14 protein-coding genes are annotated in these 15,248 nt (G+C 48.1%); 2 read left to right on the top strand and 12 right to left on the bottom strand.

The features are described 5' to 3' along the window. Positions 1-137: 137 nt before the first annotated feature. The 4 genes from MKY14_RS18080 to MKY14_RS18095 form a co-directional block, all read right to left on the bottom strand. Positions 138-1,136, bottom strand: coding sequence for an LLM class flavin-dependent oxidoreductase (locus MKY14_RS18080; RefSeq protein ID WP_339245032.1), 999 nt, complete (start codon positions 1,134-1,136; stop codon positions 138-140). A gap of 21 nt (positions 1,137-1,157) precedes the next feature. Continuing rightward, positions 1,158-1,640, bottom strand: a complete 483-nt coding sequence (locus MKY14_RS18085) for an RrF2 family transcriptional regulator (protein ID WP_076137019.1) — start codon at positions 1,638-1,640, stop codon at positions 1,158-1,160. Between the two features lie 188 nt (positions 1,641-1,828). Next, positions 1,829-3,271 (bottom strand): SulP family inorganic anion transporter, encoded by a 1,443-nt coding sequence (locus MKY14_RS18090; RefSeq protein ID WP_445669875.1) that lies wholly within the window; start codon positions 3,269-3,271, stop codon positions 1,829-1,831. 195 nt (positions 3,272-3,466) lie between these two features. Then, positions 3,467-4,543, bottom strand: coding sequence for a bifunctional 3-deoxy-7-phosphoheptulonate synthase/chorismate mutase (locus MKY14_RS18095; RefSeq protein ID WP_076185451.1), 1,077 nt, complete (start codon positions 4,541-4,543; stop codon positions 3,467-3,469). Positions 4,544-5,166: 623 nt separating this feature from the next. On the opposite strand from MKY14_RS18095, the gene MKY14_RS18100 reads away from it, so the two are divergent. Then, positions 5,167-5,712, top strand: coding sequence for a glutathione peroxidase (locus tag MKY14_RS18100; protein ID WP_038573366.1), 546 nt, complete (start codon positions 5,167-5,169; stop codon positions 5,710-5,712). 66 nt (positions 5,713-5,778) lie between these two features. Here MKY14_RS18100 and MKY14_RS18105 read toward each other — a convergent pair whose 3' ends face one another. The 8 genes from MKY14_RS18105 to MKY14_RS18140 all read right to left on the bottom strand — a co-directional run bounded on the left by MKY14_RS18105 (position 5,779) and on the right by MKY14_RS18140 (position 13,569). Continuing rightward, a complete protein-coding gene (locus MKY14_RS18105) occupies positions 5,779-6,120 on the bottom strand; it encodes a 4Fe-4S binding protein (RefSeq protein ID WP_076128745.1) in 342 nt (113 codons plus the stop codon). Further along, positions 6,117-7,727 (bottom strand): FAD-binding protein, encoded by a 1,611-nt coding sequence (locus tag MKY14_RS18110; RefSeq protein WP_076185452.1) that lies wholly within the window; start codon positions 7,725-7,727, stop codon positions 6,117-6,119. Before MKY14_RS18110 ends, MKY14_RS18105 begins: the two co-directional genes overlap by 4 nt. A gap of 159 nt (positions 7,728-7,886) precedes the next feature. Next, entirely contained in the window at positions 7,887-8,951 is a 1,065-nt protein-coding gene (locus MKY14_RS18115; RefSeq protein WP_076128748.1) for an ABC transporter substrate-binding protein, read from the bottom strand. Positions 8,952-8,998: 47 nt separating this feature from the next. Further along, a complete protein-coding gene (locus MKY14_RS18120) occupies positions 8,999-9,331 on the bottom strand; it encodes a 4Fe-4S dicluster domain-containing protein (protein WP_076128750.1) in 333 nt (110 codons plus the stop codon). Then, complete coding sequence (locus MKY14_RS18125; RefSeq protein WP_076128751.1) at positions 9,328-10,935, bottom strand: FAD-dependent oxidoreductase; 1,608 nt, start codon at positions 10,933-10,935, stop codon at positions 9,328-9,330. The genes MKY14_RS18120 and MKY14_RS18125 overlap by 4 nt, the downstream gene beginning before the upstream one ends. Before the next feature lie 24 nt (positions 10,936-10,959). Next, on the bottom strand, positions 10,960-11,847 hold the full coding sequence (locus MKY14_RS18130) for an ABC transporter permease (protein ID WP_076128753.1): 888 nt from the start codon (positions 11,845-11,847) through the stop codon (positions 10,960-10,962). A gap of 35 nt (positions 11,848-11,882) precedes the next feature. Next, entirely contained in the window at positions 11,883-12,686 is an 804-nt protein-coding gene (locus MKY14_RS18135; protein ID WP_038573373.1) for an ABC transporter permease, read from the bottom strand. A 106-nt stretch (positions 12,687-12,792) separates the two neighbouring features. Beyond that, a complete protein-coding gene (locus tag MKY14_RS18140) occupies positions 12,793-13,569 on the bottom strand; it encodes an ABC transporter ATP-binding protein (RefSeq protein ID WP_036680296.1) in 777 nt (258 codons plus the stop codon). 327 nt (positions 13,570-13,896) lie between these two features. Between MKY14_RS18140 and MKY14_RS18145 the strand changes: the two genes are divergently transcribed. Next, a partial coding sequence (locus tag MKY14_RS18145; protein ID WP_340976999.1) for an S-layer homology domain-containing protein occupies positions 13,897-15,248 on the top strand: 1,352 nt, incomplete at its 3' end.

Raw genomic sequence — 15,248 nt, forward strand, 5'->3', positions numbered from 1 at the left:
AAGTTAGGCATTCAAATGTTACTTTTAGGAGGCGGGAGGGTTAATTTATTGTCTTTTGAGGGTATGCGCCGATCAAAAAGCTGAATTGGCATACAAAAAACCCGCATGAAATGCGGGTTAAGGTTAGCTATCCAGAATCAAGAGCCTAGCAGTTCACGCGCCAGTAGCCGGTAAACCTCTAGCCGTTTCTCCTGCGAATGTGGGATGCTGCATATCATTGCTTCTTGGAATCCATATTGTGCTTGTTCTTCTTGCAAACGTACGGCGATGTCTTTAACCGCACCAACTAAATGAATCTTGCGCCCTTCCTTGATTGACATCCGGTCAATTTCCGATAGCGAAATGTTCTGAGCTTCTTCTGGTGTCAGCACCTGAGTAATCCGGCCCTTACTCATCATCAACCGAAAAATATCCTGCGGTAATGCTTCATACTCAGCTTCTTCCTTCGTTTCTGCTGTGGTCACCATATAGGATACACTGATCTCTGGTTTGTCCATAAAGATAGAAGGCTGGTAGTTATTCCGGTAATGGTCCAAGATCTCATTACTCATCGCACCATTAAAAAATTGTGCGAAGGAGTATCCGACTCCCATTTGTGCAGCTTTTCGCGCACTATTGCCGCTCGAGCCTAACAGCCATACTTCAGGGAGCGCCACCTTCGTTGGAGCAGCGAGATTTTTGGCATATAGCTCATCTTCCGGAATCTGATCACTAAGCAGCTGCATGGTAATGCCAAGCTTGTCATACATATTATGCAGCATTAACTCACGGCCTTCAGATAACGCGTACATGGCGCTTGTATCGCCACCAGGAGCTCGTCCCACACCAAAATCAATTCTCCCCGGGGTAAAAGCACTTAACGTTTTAAATACTTCAGCCAGCTTAAGCGGAGAATAATGCATCATCATTACACCGCCGGTGCCGATTCGAATACGGTTGGTCTTGGCGGCTAAACGGGCAGCCGTTACTTCCGGAGCTGAGCTAGCAAATGTATTTCCGCCATGGTGCTCTGCCATCCACATTCTGCTATATCCCAGCTCATCTGCTAAAATAGCGAGTTCTTCTGCTTTATTCAGGGCACCTTCCGCAGTGTTGCCGCTTGTCACGGGTGCCTGATCCAATACGCTTAATCTCATGCGAATACATCCCTTCTTTGGTTAGATGACCATTTTATTACTGACCCATTCCTCTAGGGCAGCAATCTTATCTTTAAAGCGTTCACCACGCATTTCCTCCGACAACGAAGCAATAGTCTCCCGCTTTAATACGGCTTTCCAAGAGGATTCAGCTTCTTCCATCAGATTCGATAACAGGCAGCAGCTGTCTTCTTTTTCTAAATCCAACATGTCTACCAGAATACCATTCGATGAATACAGCGACTGCTGGCCTTCCACCGCAAGGTAAACGTCATATACACGAATATCTTCAGGGCTTTTCTTTAATTTAAAACCGCCTTTAATGCCGGGAACAGACGTGATGATATCTGCGGTTACCAGCTTTCTTAACAGTTTCTGAAAATAGGTCGCCGATGCTCCGAGCTGCTGGCTAATCGCTTCCCCAGACAACACCGCCTTATCCGGCAGCATGTTGAGTAGAACCAGTGCATATACCGACTGCTCTACCCCTGTTTTCATATGCATGTACAGCACCTCGATTTACGTAAATAGCTTGATTCAAACTGTAGATAATACCATCCGCGTATAAAGCGGATAAACATTATCCACTTTATATTTTATATTATTTTAAACCCAAAGTAAAACCTTGCTGGCCTTTCTTCCAGTTAATATCTGCTATAAAAAAAAGATCGCGCATATAGCGCAATCTTTTTTCATATGGATAATCCCACCCGCTGAACCAGCTGTGAGCTCTGGTCATTAAGTCCGGTAATGGTGACTTTTTTGCCATGCTCGGCGTATTTGCTCATCGTCCTCGCTATGGCATGGACAGCGGATTGGTCCCACACATGGGAGTGTGAAAAATCGATAATAATATGATCCGGATCGCTATCGTAGGCGAATTCATGAATGAAGTGGCTTGTCGTGCCGAAGAACAACTGGCCGGATACCGCATATGTTTTGGAAGAGGTTGCTTCCTGAACAGTTAGGCGGATCGAGGCTATTTTCCAAGAAAACGTTAAAGCACTTAGCAGTACCCCAAACAAAACCCCAATAGAAAGGTTGTCCGTAACCACCACAGTGACCACCGTCACAATCATAACCAGCGCATCGCTTAGCGGAACACGGGTTAAAGTTTTGAGTGAGCCCCATTCAAAGGTGCTGATACAGACCATTATCATTACGCCGACGAGCGCGCCCATCGGGATCTGCTTCACCACATCGCCAAGTACGATAATTAAGAATAATAAAAAGATCCCTGATACAAACGTGGACAGACGCGTGCGTCCTCCTGACTTCATGTTAACCATCGATTGGCCAATCATCGCACAGCCTGCCATCCCTCCGAAAAAACCAGTGACTACATTCGCAAGCCCCTGTCCCTTCGCCTCTCTGTTCTTATCACTACCTGTGCCCGTAATATCATCTATTAAGGTGGCAGTCATCAGGGATTCCAATAGCCCAACTACAGCCAGCGAAAGTGAATATGGCAAAATAATAAGCAGCGTATCCAGCGTAAATGGGATTTGCGGGAGATGGAATAGTGGCAAAGTTGCTGTAATATTCCCCATATCGCCTACGGTTCTTACGTCCAGATGAAGAGCGATGCTAAGAATAGAAACAATAACAATCGCTACAAGTGCTGAAGGTACGGCTTTGGTAAACCGAGGAACCGTGTAGATAATAAGCAAGGTCAGAGCTACCAGTCCGTACATCACCCAGCCTTGTCCTTTAAAATGGGTAAGCTGTGCCATAAAAATTAGTATCGCCAGCGCGTTGACAAAACCCGTCATGACCGGCTGTGGCAAAAAGGTGATAAACCGCCCCAGCTTTAGCATCCCCATCAATATCTGAAACACACCAGCCAGTACAGTTGCCGCGAACAGATACTCTATTCCGTGTTCTAGTACGAGACTTCCGACTAACAGAGCCATAGCTCCCGTAGCCGCCGAGATCATTCCGGGTCTGCCTCCGGCAAGTGCCGTTACAATCGCAATGCAAAAAGAGGCATATAAACCAACCATCGGACTTACTCCCGCCAGGATCGAAAAAGCGATCGCTTCAGGAATCAGCGCAACGGCTACGGTCATCCCCGATAAAATATCGGTTCGAGTGTTAGAAAACCACCCATTATTTAAGGTAAGCTGCTTCAAAATCTATTTTCCTCCTGTGACTATTAAAATGTGTGGATCTTTTGTCAGAAAAGACCCGGGGCCGGTGCAACGCTAATGTTGCTTATTGTACTCGACCCACCTTCACCTTCACAAAAAGATTAGTTAGACTTGTAAGCGCTTATACACCTCATTTTCTAGCGAATCCTTAAAATATCATGCAAATTCTATATTTCTAGATTACCGGTACAATCCGGAAGCCTTCACTTCATTAAAGAAGGTGTTGAATTCATCAATGTTCAGCTGCTGAGCGGCATCAGACAATGCGGTTGCAGGATCAGGATGCACTTCCACCATTATGCCGTCAGCTCCAGCTGCGAGTGCGGCTTTCGCACATGGAATAAGGATGTCTTTGCGGCCTGTCGAGTGAGTTACATCAACCAATACTGGCAAATGACATTCCTGTTTGAGAATTGGCACTGCTGAGATATCAAGCGTATTGCGGGTCGCTTTTTCATAGGTACGAATTCCACGTTCAATCAGCATGATCTGTGTGTTTCCACGAGACATGATGTATTCCGCTGCATGGATGAATTCATCGAGTGTGGCAGCCAATCCACGTTTCAGCAGCACCGGCTTGTCGACTTCTCCGACCGCTTTTAGCAGCTCGAAATTATGCATATTACGTGCACCGATCTGGATGATATCCACATAATCAAGTGACTCTTCAATATGTCTTGGATCTACAATTTCGCTGATGGTCAGCAGTCCATATTCATTTGCTGCTTCTCGTAATATTCTTAAACCGTCCATTCCCAGTCCTTGGAAATCATAAGGTGAAGTCCGAGGCTTGAAGGCACCGCCACGCATTACACGTACTCCGGCTTTTTGCAGGGCGGCAGCTACGGTGCGAGTCTGTAGTTCACTTTCCACGGAGCAAGGACCGGCTACCATCAGTGAAGAAGCACCGCCAACCGTTACATCTCCCGGCAGAACAATCACTGTATCCTCTTTGTGGCTCTTTCGGGCTACCAGTAAAGTTTTTTTATGATCATCTGTTTGTAAGTCCAGAGAAGCTGAGAAAATTTGTTTGAAGAGGCTACGGATCGTCCCGTTAGTGAAAGGGCCTTTGTTGCTCGCTACGAGCTTATCCAGCATCTGTTTTTCCCGTTCTGGATCAAATTTAGGGACACCTTGTTTTTCTTTAACTCCTCCAATCTCCTGAACAATCTTAGCCCGCTCGGAGATCAGCTCCAGCAATTGCCCATTAATTTCATCCAGACGACCTCTAAGAACATCCAATTCCACGTTACTCATTACCCTTCCACTCCCTCTTTTTGTTATAATTTGGAACGCAAAAAGGCCCCCCGTCGCAAGGGACGAGGAGCCGTGGTACCACCCTTATTTAGAATTAACCCGAATACTAGCACAAAGGAATAGAATCTCATATTCCCCTGACTAAGAATTAATTCTGTCTTTCACCCGGTAACGCGGGGCGCGGACCTCCCTACTCATACCTGCCACAACCTGTGACAAACTACTTCAGGGGCCGACTCGGAAGTGAACTTCGGCATTAATCGTCTCATGAGGGTGCTCTCAGTCTCCGGCACGCCTTCCCTGTTAAGATCCGCTATAATGCTTACTCTCTTCGTCATAGTCCTTATCTATGTCAGCGCGGCTTTTGCGCTGGTTTCTGCTATCTTAATCAAAAAACGTTCCCGATGCAAGATAATAATGGAACGCAGAGTAGCTTTAACGCAATAAATTTTTTTGACTGATCCATACCCAGTATCTATCCTATTCCAACCTTGCAATTACGGTTCCAATTCCTTCAAGCTGAATTGTTTGACAGCGATAATTGAATTGTTTACAATTTAATTATTATAAATATTTCCTGTTCTTTTTCAAAAAGCATAGATAACTGAAGGGATGTAGCAGCCATGAGCATTTATCAATATTCAGCACGCAGTATTCGGGGAAAAGATATCGAGCTAGAGCAATACAAAGGTAAAGTGCTACTGATAGTGAATACAGCAAGTAAGTGCGGATTTACCCACCAATATTCAGATCTGCAAAAGCTTTATGAGCGGTACGAGGAACGCGGCCTCCAAATTCTCGGCTTTCCTTCCAATCAATTTGGAGAGCAAGAACCCGGCAGCAATGAAGAGGTTAATGTATTTTGCCAAATCAATTACGGGGTAACCTTCCCACTCTTTGAAAAGGTTGACGTAAAAGGCGAAGCTAAACACCCTCTTTTCACCTACCTAACAGAACAGGCTGGATTTGAAGGGTTCGACATCAACCATTCTTCAGGAAAGCTGCTGCAAAGCATGCTTGAAGACAAAGATCCAGAGGCTCTGAACAATGACGAAATCAAGTGGAACTTCACTAAATTCCTGATTGATCGCGAAGGCAATGTGGTCACTAGATTCGAATCTACGGTGGACCCGCTGGATATTGAACCAGCTATCGAAGCCCTGCTATAAGTTTCTAATATATGAAATATCCGCCCAGCTTTCGGGCGGATTTTTTGGGTTTAGGCATCTGCTTAATCATGTTCGGTACTGCTCGGTAAACACTTCAAAATAAGGAGTCGTGTCCCTCTCCGCCATCGAACCATTCGCACCAGGTCCCCAGCCGATTTCAGCACGCCAGCTTCCCAACACACCTGACTGAATCAGCACCTCCTCATTTACACCGATCAGCTGATCCGCCTGTGGTGCCACGTATAAAGCATCTACAGGACAATAAGCTTCACACATGAAACAGGTCTGGCAATCTTCCTGACGGGCAATGACCGGAATCTTCCCCTGCATTTCGAATACGTTCGTCGGACATACTTTCGTACACAGCTTACAACCAACACAACGCTCCAAGCTGATTAATTCGATCATATCGCTTGCCCCTCCTTCAGCGCATTCAGTTCATGAGCATGGGGCACAGCCTCTGTACTGACGCTTATATGTTGAATACCGGATAAGATCAGCCGGTGAGTCTGGCGCGGATCAAGCTCCGGATATTCCGCTAGCTTTTGCAGTCCGCGGGTCTCTTTCCGGGCGAGTGCCGCGGTGTACATCCACCTGCCGACCGCGAGCATAGCCGCGGCTTCACGTGATTGCACGATGCCCTGAACGCTGGCAGGAGCCTGCCCGTTCAAATAGGGCATCAAGGCATTCAGCCGCTTCAAGGCTGAAGAAATGCCCGGCTCGCTGCGGAAATAATTGATCTGCAGCGGCAAGATTTCACGCTGGATTGCCGCGATTAGCGGCTTCACCTCCAGCGTTTCCGAGGCATCGGCGCCAGCCGCCAGCCCGTAGCGTCCCGCTGCGGTCAGCTTGCGGCTGTTCGCCTGTCCTCGGCAGGACAGCGCATGCTGCGCGGCTCCCTGTCCAGCCCAGCTTCCGCTGCACATGGCCCAGGAAGCGTTATAAGCCCCGCCGCCGGAGATGGCGCCGGTCACTTTCTCGCGAGATGCGGCATCTCCGGCCGCATAGAGTCCGGGCACGGTCGTCTGGCAATCCGTGCCGCTCAAGCGCAGACCCCCAGTGCCGCGCATCGTGCCCTCATAGCGCAGGGTAAGCGGGAATTTCTGCTTAAACGCATCAATTCCCGCCCGCTCCAGCGGCATGAAGAAAATTGGATGCGCTTTGCGCAGAAAATCCTGTTTCTCCGCGGTGTCCGCCAGATCCAGCGAAGCGTAAACCGGACCCTTCAGCATCAGCTCAGGAATGCTGCCAAAGGTCCGATCCCCTCTATGCAACGGATGACCGTCCGCATCATAAAGGGTGGCCCAAGCCAGCATGCGGCCACGTGTTACGGTTCCGTCCGCAAAGCTTGGGGCGTATTGGCGGCTGAATTCCATACCCGAAAGATCAGCACCCACCTCTGCGGACATCAACAATCCTTCCCCTGTCAGCACGTTGCAACCAAGGCCTTTGCTGAGAAAAGCACAGCCGCCGGTAGCCATCACAACGGCATTAGCCTTCACTTCCCAGGACTCTCCTGTCAGGCGGTTGATCCCACGCGCTCCACCGACACCGTGTTCATCGTGAAGAAGTTCCAGCGCTGGTGACTGATCGAGGATTGTGACCCCTGCTTTGCGCACAACTTTTCGCATAATCCGCATATATTCTGGTCCATGGAGGTGAGTGCGCAGTGAGTTTCCTTCTCCATCCTTCGGAAAGGGATACCCCCACTGCTCCACTTGAGCCAGGTTCTGTTCGACCTGATCCAACACCCGGTGAATCCAAGCATTCTCCGACAAATATCCACCGGCCTTAAGTCTGGCCTGCACTGCCTGCTCCCGCAGCTCGGCAATGGGAGGAATAACGAGCAACGTTGTTCCTCCCGGTGCAGTTGCGCCACTAGTGCCCAAGTAGCCCTTATCCGCCAGGACTACCTTTGCGCCTTGCGAGGCTGCACTCCATGCCGACCACGCCCCAGCAGGACCTCCGCCAAGCACGAGGACATCCACTGTCATTTCCTTCTTAAGCTGCGACATATTTTTTCCTCCTACACCATTAGCTGAGTTAGTTGAACTTAAAAATCACTAAAGGGAGAAGTGGCGGAGAGGCGGCCGAAAGTCCAAACATTCACCGCAGTCACTCAATTACCTTTACAGAAGAATCTTAAGTTCAATTAAAGCAGCTTTTAAGCAACTTTATTTCAGCTGCCAATCGCTAATATTGAAGTCTTTTTTCGCTAACTTCTCTTCGACGAGGAAGTTTTTGGTACCGTCCAGCAGCTTTGTTCCTTCATCAGTGAACGCAGTATCCTTGATATCACTAATCGGATTCACTTGCTTCGCCAGCTCAGGCGTTGTATCTCCGATTTCAGCCAGAAATTGATAATACTCATCTTCATGCTGCTTCAAGTCTGCCAAGGCTTTCTCTCTAGCTTCGTTCCATACCTTCGGAAAATCAGGGAATTTCGCCAGATAATCCTCAGACACAACTGTTGCGCTAGAACCAAGCAGGTTCGGGTGCTTCGAGGCATCATCCAAGTGAGTGTAACCTTGGTCAATCAGCTTCAGCGCAGGAACACCTAGATTTGTTGTAGCATCTACATCTCCACGGGCTAAAGCTGCAGTAGCATCAGGAATGAGCATATGCACGAGTTTGTAGTCGGTCACGCCTTCTTCCTGTAGTAATCCAACTACATATCGGTGCATGAAGGAGCCTTTTTGAATCGCGATAGTTTTACCTTGCAGATCTTTCACCGTCTTGGGCCCATCCTTCTTGCCGATCAAATAACCAATCGTGTTCGCGGAAGATTGTGAAATCAGACGGGTCTTGGCCCCAGAAGCGTAGGCAATAATAGCAGGTGTATCTCCAAGACTGCCGATATCCAGCCGACCACTAATCAAGGATTCTGTCTGATCCGGACCGTTTGGAAAGCCAGTAAGCTTCACTTCAGTAATGCCGTATTTCTTCAACTCTTCTTGAATAATCCCTTTATAAAAGCCCCAACCCTCTGCACCGCCGGGCACATTCAATTTGTTGGAACCGATAAACCCAAAGTTCAATACCGCTGGAACATTGCTAATGCTCGTGGCCTCTTCTCCCGCCTTCTCCGTATTTGATCCCCCGGAGGCAGACGCTCCATTGCCGCCCGTATTATTTCCGCAAGCCTGAAGCACCAGCATGGCCATCATAATTGTAGTTAAAAGTGCAAACCGAATCTTCCTAGAACGTTTCCCTTGAATCTCTCTGTACGCTTGTTTCATTGTTTCTCCCCCTAGGTTTATGCTATTTATTTAAATCTTGATCCAGCTCAGAACCCTGCCCTCGATGCCAATTTATACATAAATTCATGGCTTGCTACCGGCTGCCTGCCCTTACCCCAGCCTACTTTTTCACGATAACCGCCAAGTAGTCCCTGCTCCTGAAGTTCCGCTTCTGTCACACCAATAATATTCTCAGAGTCTGGTGCAACGTAGAGAGCATCGACAGGACAATACAGCTCACACATAAAGCAAGTCTGGCAATCGCTCTGCCGGGCAATAACAGGAATGCCATCCTCTACCCGTTCGAAAACATTAGTCGGGCAGACAGATACACATTGGTTGCACTCTACACATCTGGCAGCGCTGATCACCTCAATCACGATAGAACACCCTCCTTAGCCACGGCTTCCGTCTTCACCCATACCTGATCTAATCCGCCACTGATCAAGCGGTGATGCTGGCCATGATCTGTAGCCTTGAAATCCTCACGCTTATGCATGCCTCTCGTCTCTGTACGAGCAAGTGCAGAATTGTACATCCAGCGGGCTGTTGCGGTCATGGCTTCGGCTTCCCGTGCCTTGACCCCTTCTGGCGTACGCTGAATTTCGCGGCTTCGTTGCTCTTTCCACAATCCATCCAGACGATCTAGTGCAGACGTCAGCCCTTGTTCTGTCCGGAACAAATTGATATCATACGGCTTCACCTCAGCCTGTACAGCAGACACATACTCTGCTGTTTGGGCTGCCACTCCCGGCTTCACTTCCTGATGCACCAGTGGTGATGATGATAAGCCGACTGGACTACGCTGCGCAGCGTGCGACCCCAGACTCTGTGCATAGACAGCAGCTCCTTCACCAGCAAAAGAACCTGAAGACATCGCCCACGCCGCATTATGGCTGCCACCGCCAGTAAAACCTCCGCAAATCAGCTCGCGGGTAGCAGCATCTCCTGCCGCGTAAAGTCCGGGAACACCTGTGCCGCAGCTTTCATCTGTAATATGGATGCCACCCGTCCCCCGAACCGTGCCTTCGAGCCGCAAAGTAACCGGAAACGCATCCTTGAACGGATCAATTCCCTGGCGGTCAAAAGGAAGGAAAAAGTTCGTCTGCGCCACCCGCAGCAGCGGTCTCAAATCCTCTGGTGCCCCATCCAGCTTGGCGTACACCTGATTACCTGCCAACAGATTCCGGGCAATTACAGAACGGCCCTTCTTGGAACCGGCTCCCTCCACAACGCTTCCATCCTCATAATAAAAGCTGGCATAGCTGTAATACGCCGTCTTGGTCACCGAAGAGAACGTAGGGCAGATCGCATAGGCATTAGAGAATTCCATGCCGGACAGATTCGCCCCAGCCTCAGCAGCAAAGAGATAGCCATCTCCGGTCAACACGTTGCAGCCAAGTGCCTTGCTTAGGAAGGCGCAGCCTCCGGTAGCAATGACGACTGCTCCTGCCTGAACAGTCCAGGTTTCTCCACTCTGGGTATGAACTCCAGCCGCTCCAGCTACGCCATGCTCATCTGCCAGGAGTTCCAAGGCTGGGCTGTGATCTAGAATTTTAACGCCTGCCTTTTTCACCAGCCTACGCATTAATTTCATATATTCCGGTCCTTGCAGACTTCTTCGGAATTGATTGCCCTGCTCATCTACAGGGAATGGATAACCGGAAACACCCAGCTTGTTCATATTGGCATAGGTTTGATCCAGCACCCGGTCCATCCAGCGAGATTCAGCCAGCTGCCCGCCAAGCGCATAACGACTTGCTTTTGCCTCTTTCCGGAGCTTCTCATCCGGCTTCACATACCAGACTCCCGTTCCCGACGGTGCCGTTGCCCCACTTGAACCGCAGTACCCTTTATCTGCAAGGATTACTTTGGCCCCCTTCGCTGATGCAGTAAGGGCTGCCCACGTTCCTGCCGGACCTCCTCCGATAACGAGCACGTCTGCCACCAAATTCACCGATCCTTTTTTCACCGATCCACTCATATGTTTAAGACCTCCTCAGTTTGTTTAGCCTTCGTAACTATCGCGCCAGAACAGGAACTTTCGTTCAATAATCCGGAACAAGGAATCGATCAGCTTACCGACAATTGCGAAAATAATAATGCCTACGAATACAACCTCTGTATTAGAGTTCTGCTTCGCTTCATTGATAAGAAACCCAATACCTGACTGTGATCCAATAAGCTCTGCTACAACCAAACCAATCCAAGCTACAGCCAGCGACAACCTTAGCCCTAACAAAATTCCAGGCAGCGCCGCCGGGAGTATAAGCCTGCGCAGCTTCTGATATGGACTGAATCCCAATACACGAGCTACTTCGAACAATTTATTGTCCACATTGCGGATGCCCATAAACGTATTAATATAGAGCGGAAAAAATGAGCCTGTCATAATGATCACAACTTTTGACATCTCTCCAAACCCGAACCAGAGAATAATGAGCGGCGCTATAGCTAAATGGGGAACAAGCCTAAGCACTTGTACGCTAGGATCGAGCACATATTCTACACTGCGAAACAAGCCAGTCAGTACGCCGAATAGAAGACCCAACACACCTCCAATAAGAAATCCGATGCCCGCCCTACCCATGCTGACACCCAGATGATGAGTTAACTCTCCAGTAACCAACAAGTCGGTAAAAGCTCTTGCAATCGAAAGCGGGGTCGGCAAAAAGGTTGCGGAGACCAGCCCCGTACTCCCTGCCAGCTGCCAAAGGACTAACGTCACCACCGGGATAATTGCACCCATTCCCCAATCAGAGAGCAGGGGTTTCCATGCAACTTGTATTGCAGGTTTCTTCGGTGTCTTCTTGGATAAAGGAGCTGTGCCGCTGCTATCCAGCGTTTCTCTGGCTCTTTTAGTATTTTTGATAATAGCTTCTACTCCATCGCTCATGGTGCATCCCCCTTTTGTTTAATGAGCGTTCAAGGTTATCCGCGATAACTGTCTTGCCATCTCAACAACCGTCGTTCAATGTAACGAACAATGGAATCACTCAACAATCCAGCTACGGCAAAAATAATAATTCCCACGAACACCACTGGTGTGTCCGCGAATTGACGCGCGTCGGACATCATGTATCCAATGCCTGAGGTAGATGCAATAAGCTCTGCCACTACTAACCCCAGCCAAGAAAGCCCTAGAGAGAGACGCACTCCAAGAATAATGTTCGGCAGCGCTGCTGGAAGTACTAACCTGCCAATCTGCTTCAATCGGCTGAAGCCAAGTACCCGGGAAACTTCGAACAGCTTGTTATCCACGCCGCGAATTCCCATGAACGTATTGATATAAAGCGGGAAAAAAGCTCCCTTAGCAATCAATAGCACCTTCGACTCCTCACCGATCCCGAACCATAAAATGAACAGCGGTACTACCGCCAGACTGGGAATCATGCGGATCATTTGCAGGGAAGGATCTAACAGCTTCTCCGATCTGCGGAACAGGCCTACGAGAAGTCCTAACAGCAGACCCAGTCCACCACCTAGCAGGAATCCAGAAAAGGCTCTGACCAAGCTGATTCTAAAGTTCGGCCACAGATCGCCTGAAGCCGCTAAAGTTACAAAAGATTCCGCAATCGTATACGGCGTAGGGAACAGCATCTCCGAGATCATTCCATAATGCCCGAGCGTCTGCCACAGAATTAGCACACTGCCCGGCAGCAAAAGACCAAGTCCTAGTGTTGCCACCTTTCCGGGTCTTCCGGAAGTTCTTATGGCTACAGCCCGATTTGTCATACTTTGAACCCACCTTTTTTCAGCTTTACAATCACTTTAAATAAACAGAAAGAGACCCTCGAATGTTAATGCCTTCGAAAGTCTCCATGGGTATGGTCGACCTATTTTATATTCCGGCTCCGTCTGTAAGCTCTAGCTCATCTACCTTTTCAAAATAATTCAACACCTTCAAACGCAGCTCTTGAAAGGATGTCGTTGTTTTTTTCCGTGGATACGGTAAATCTATCGGTACAATTTTACGTATTTTCCCGGGACGCGGCTCTAGAATCACTACCCGATTCCCCAAGAACACAGCCTCATCAATATCATGTGTCACAAAAATCATGGTTGTTTGGTTAGCCCGCCAAATGTCCAGCAATACCGTCTGCATATGAGCCCGAGTGAATGCATCCAGTGCACCAAACGGTTCGTCCAGCAGCAGTATTTTCGGATTGCGCAGAAGTGCACGAGCTATTGCCACCCGCTGGGCCATCCCTCCCGACAACTCGCGGGGATAAGATTTCTCAAATCCATTTAACTTCACCAGATCAATCAATTCATCGACCTTCCGCCTAACCTCCTTGTTCCCTAGCGGTAAATCAGAGGCAATATTCTTCTCAACGGTAAGCCAGGGAAAGAGGCGATGCTCCTGAAAAATAAAACCCTTATCGATCCCAGGACCCCCAATCTCCGCCCCTTCCAGGGTGACACTGCCAGTGTACCCGCTATCCAGACCGGCTACGATGCGTAATAGTGTACTTTTTCCACAGCCGCTGGGGCCGATGACTGTAATAAATTCGCCCTCCTGTACATGGAGATCTACATTATGGAGTGCTTGAACATGACCACCGGCAGACTCAAAACGTTTATTTAGGTTCGAAATAGACAGCAACGCTTCTCCCACCTTGACCCCTCCTTTAATCTGTATGGACAAAAAAACAGAGGCATTGCGTTTTTAACATTCGCAATACCTCTGTAGGAACAGTCGGCAATCATTATTCAAAGTAAATCAATTGGAATTATAATATTTAAAATATCATCGATTTTATAAGCTGTCAACAAAAAACAAGCCCTTTTATGGAACAGAAGTGGAGTTATTTCTAGTTCATAAGTTAGAAAAGCAATGAATTTAATCACTTTTAGTAGGATGAAAGTATTAAAAAACTTTGCTTTTGCGTCGATATAATGAAGTAAGCTTATGACAAATTGGTTCTAAGGAAGGGGCTTTTGCTTGAAAAGCATATCATTAAAATGGGGAGCAACACTTGTTGCCCTTAACACCTTGTTCGGTGGTACTCTCTATGCATCTGCAGCTGAAATCACTCCACCGTTCTCCGATTTAACCGAAATACAACAGACGAAAAGTGCCGCAATCCTCGAGGCTGCTCGTCTAGGATTGCTTAAAGGCGATCCCAATGGACAATTCAGACCCACTGCGACTATGACTCGCCAAGAGCTGGCAGCCATTTTAGCGAAGACCTTAAAGCTAGATTCCTCAGTGAATTCCGCTTCTTCCTTTAGAGACGTATCTGATTCCAGTTGGAGTGTCTCCGCTATTGAGGCTGTTAAAAAGGCAGGATTTATGGAGGGTGATCTTACAGGTAATTTTAATCCATCCAGACCTGTAACTAGAGAAGAGCTTGCAGTTATATTTGTACGTGCCATCCGCGGAACTGGAGCACAAGGCGGACAAGCCAACAAGGTTAATGACGAATCCACAATCAGCAATTGGGCAAAAGAGTATACTGATGTCGCACTACGTCTTAAACTTATAGACTCTCCCGAAGATATGTTCAGCCCCAAAGGTACTGTTCAGCGGCAGGATATGGCTTCTTTTCTGCTGAATATTTTTAAAGAAGAACAACAAACTGCAACGATCGACAATATAGATGGAGATTTCGTAACGATCAATGGCACGCCTTACCTCATTGAAGGTACACTCAAAGAATTAATGGGTGATAGCAACCATGATGCTTTAAGAGGAGCTGTCCTTAAGTTCAATTCCTTGAATCGTCATGTAGATGGTTTGCAAGAGCTTGAAATTGTACAAAAAGGGGTTCAACTAAATACCTCCGGCTTTCCCTCCGGTTCTTTGCTCAATATTTCTGGAAATGATGTTGTTATTAAAGGCAATGTTACCGGTGATTTAAAGATTAAAAATGGCGTTTCGAGTATAACTTTTCAGGGCCAAGTTGGGCAGATCATTGTGGATTCTATAACTCCAGTTACTATTCATGGCAGCGGTTCCCTGCAAACCTTAAAAATAGTTGAAGGTGGCGCTAGGATCACCATCGATCCCTCCTTGTCTATTCAAAATCTGCAGTTGCCTGGCATGAGTCTGCCTTCACATTTCATAACAAATTACACAGCCATTCAAAATAATATCCAAACGGTTCAAAATGCATCTGGAGCCGTTGCTCCTGCATATACTTCGTCCACGTCTGCTAACGCCGTGAGCGATCCGACTCCTGAGCCTACTCCGATCGCGACTCCTAGTCCTACTCCAGTGGCGACTCCTGAGCCTACTCCCGTAGCGACTCCTAGTCCTACTCCGGTCGCGACTCCTGAGCCTACTCCGGTGAC

The sequence above is a fragment of the Paenibacillus sp. FSL R5-0887 genome (assembly GCF_038002305.1).
Lineage (GTDB): Bacteria > Bacillota > Bacilli > Paenibacillales > Paenibacillaceae > Paenibacillus_AQ > Paenibacillus_AQ odorifer.

Excerpts from the sequence above, each read along its gene's own strand:
- MKY14_RS18080 (WP_339245032.1), bottom strand. The coding sequence starts at position 1,136 with ATGAGATTAAGCGTATTGGATCAGGCACCCGTGACAAGCGGCAACACT.
- MKY14_RS18085 (WP_076137019.1), bottom strand. The coding sequence starts at position 1,640 with ATGCATATGAAAACAGGGGTAGAGCAGTCGGTATATGCACTGGTTCTA.
- MKY14_RS18095 (WP_076185451.1), bottom strand. The coding sequence starts at position 4,543 with ATGAGTAACGTGGAATTGGATGTTCTTAGAGGTCGTCTGGATGAAATT.
- MKY14_RS18100 (WP_038573366.1), top strand. The coding sequence starts at position 5,167 with ATGAGCATTTATCAATATTCAGCACGCAGTATTCGGGGAAAAGATATC.
- MKY14_RS18105 (WP_076128745.1), bottom strand. The coding sequence starts at position 6,120 with ATGATCGAATTAATCAGCTTGGAGCGTTGTGTTGGTTGTAAGCTGTGT.
- MKY14_RS18110 (WP_076185452.1), bottom strand. The coding sequence starts at position 7,727 with ATGTCGCAGCTTAAGAAGGAAATGACAGTGGATGTCCTCGTGCTTGGC.
- MKY14_RS18115 (WP_076128748.1), bottom strand. The coding sequence starts at position 8,951 with ATGAAACAAGCGTACAGAGAGATTCAAGGGAAACGTTCTAGGAAGATT.
- MKY14_RS18125 (WP_076128751.1), bottom strand. The coding sequence starts at position 10,935 with ATGAGTGGATCGGTGAAAAAAGGATCGGTGAATTTGGTGGCAGACGTG.
- MKY14_RS18130 (WP_076128753.1), bottom strand. The coding sequence starts at position 11,847 with ATGAGCGATGGAGTAGAAGCTATTATCAAAAATACTAAAAGAGCCAGA.
- MKY14_RS18135 (WP_038573373.1), bottom strand. The coding sequence starts at position 12,686 with ATGACAAATCGGGCTGTAGCCATAAGAACTTCCGGAAGACCCGGAAAG.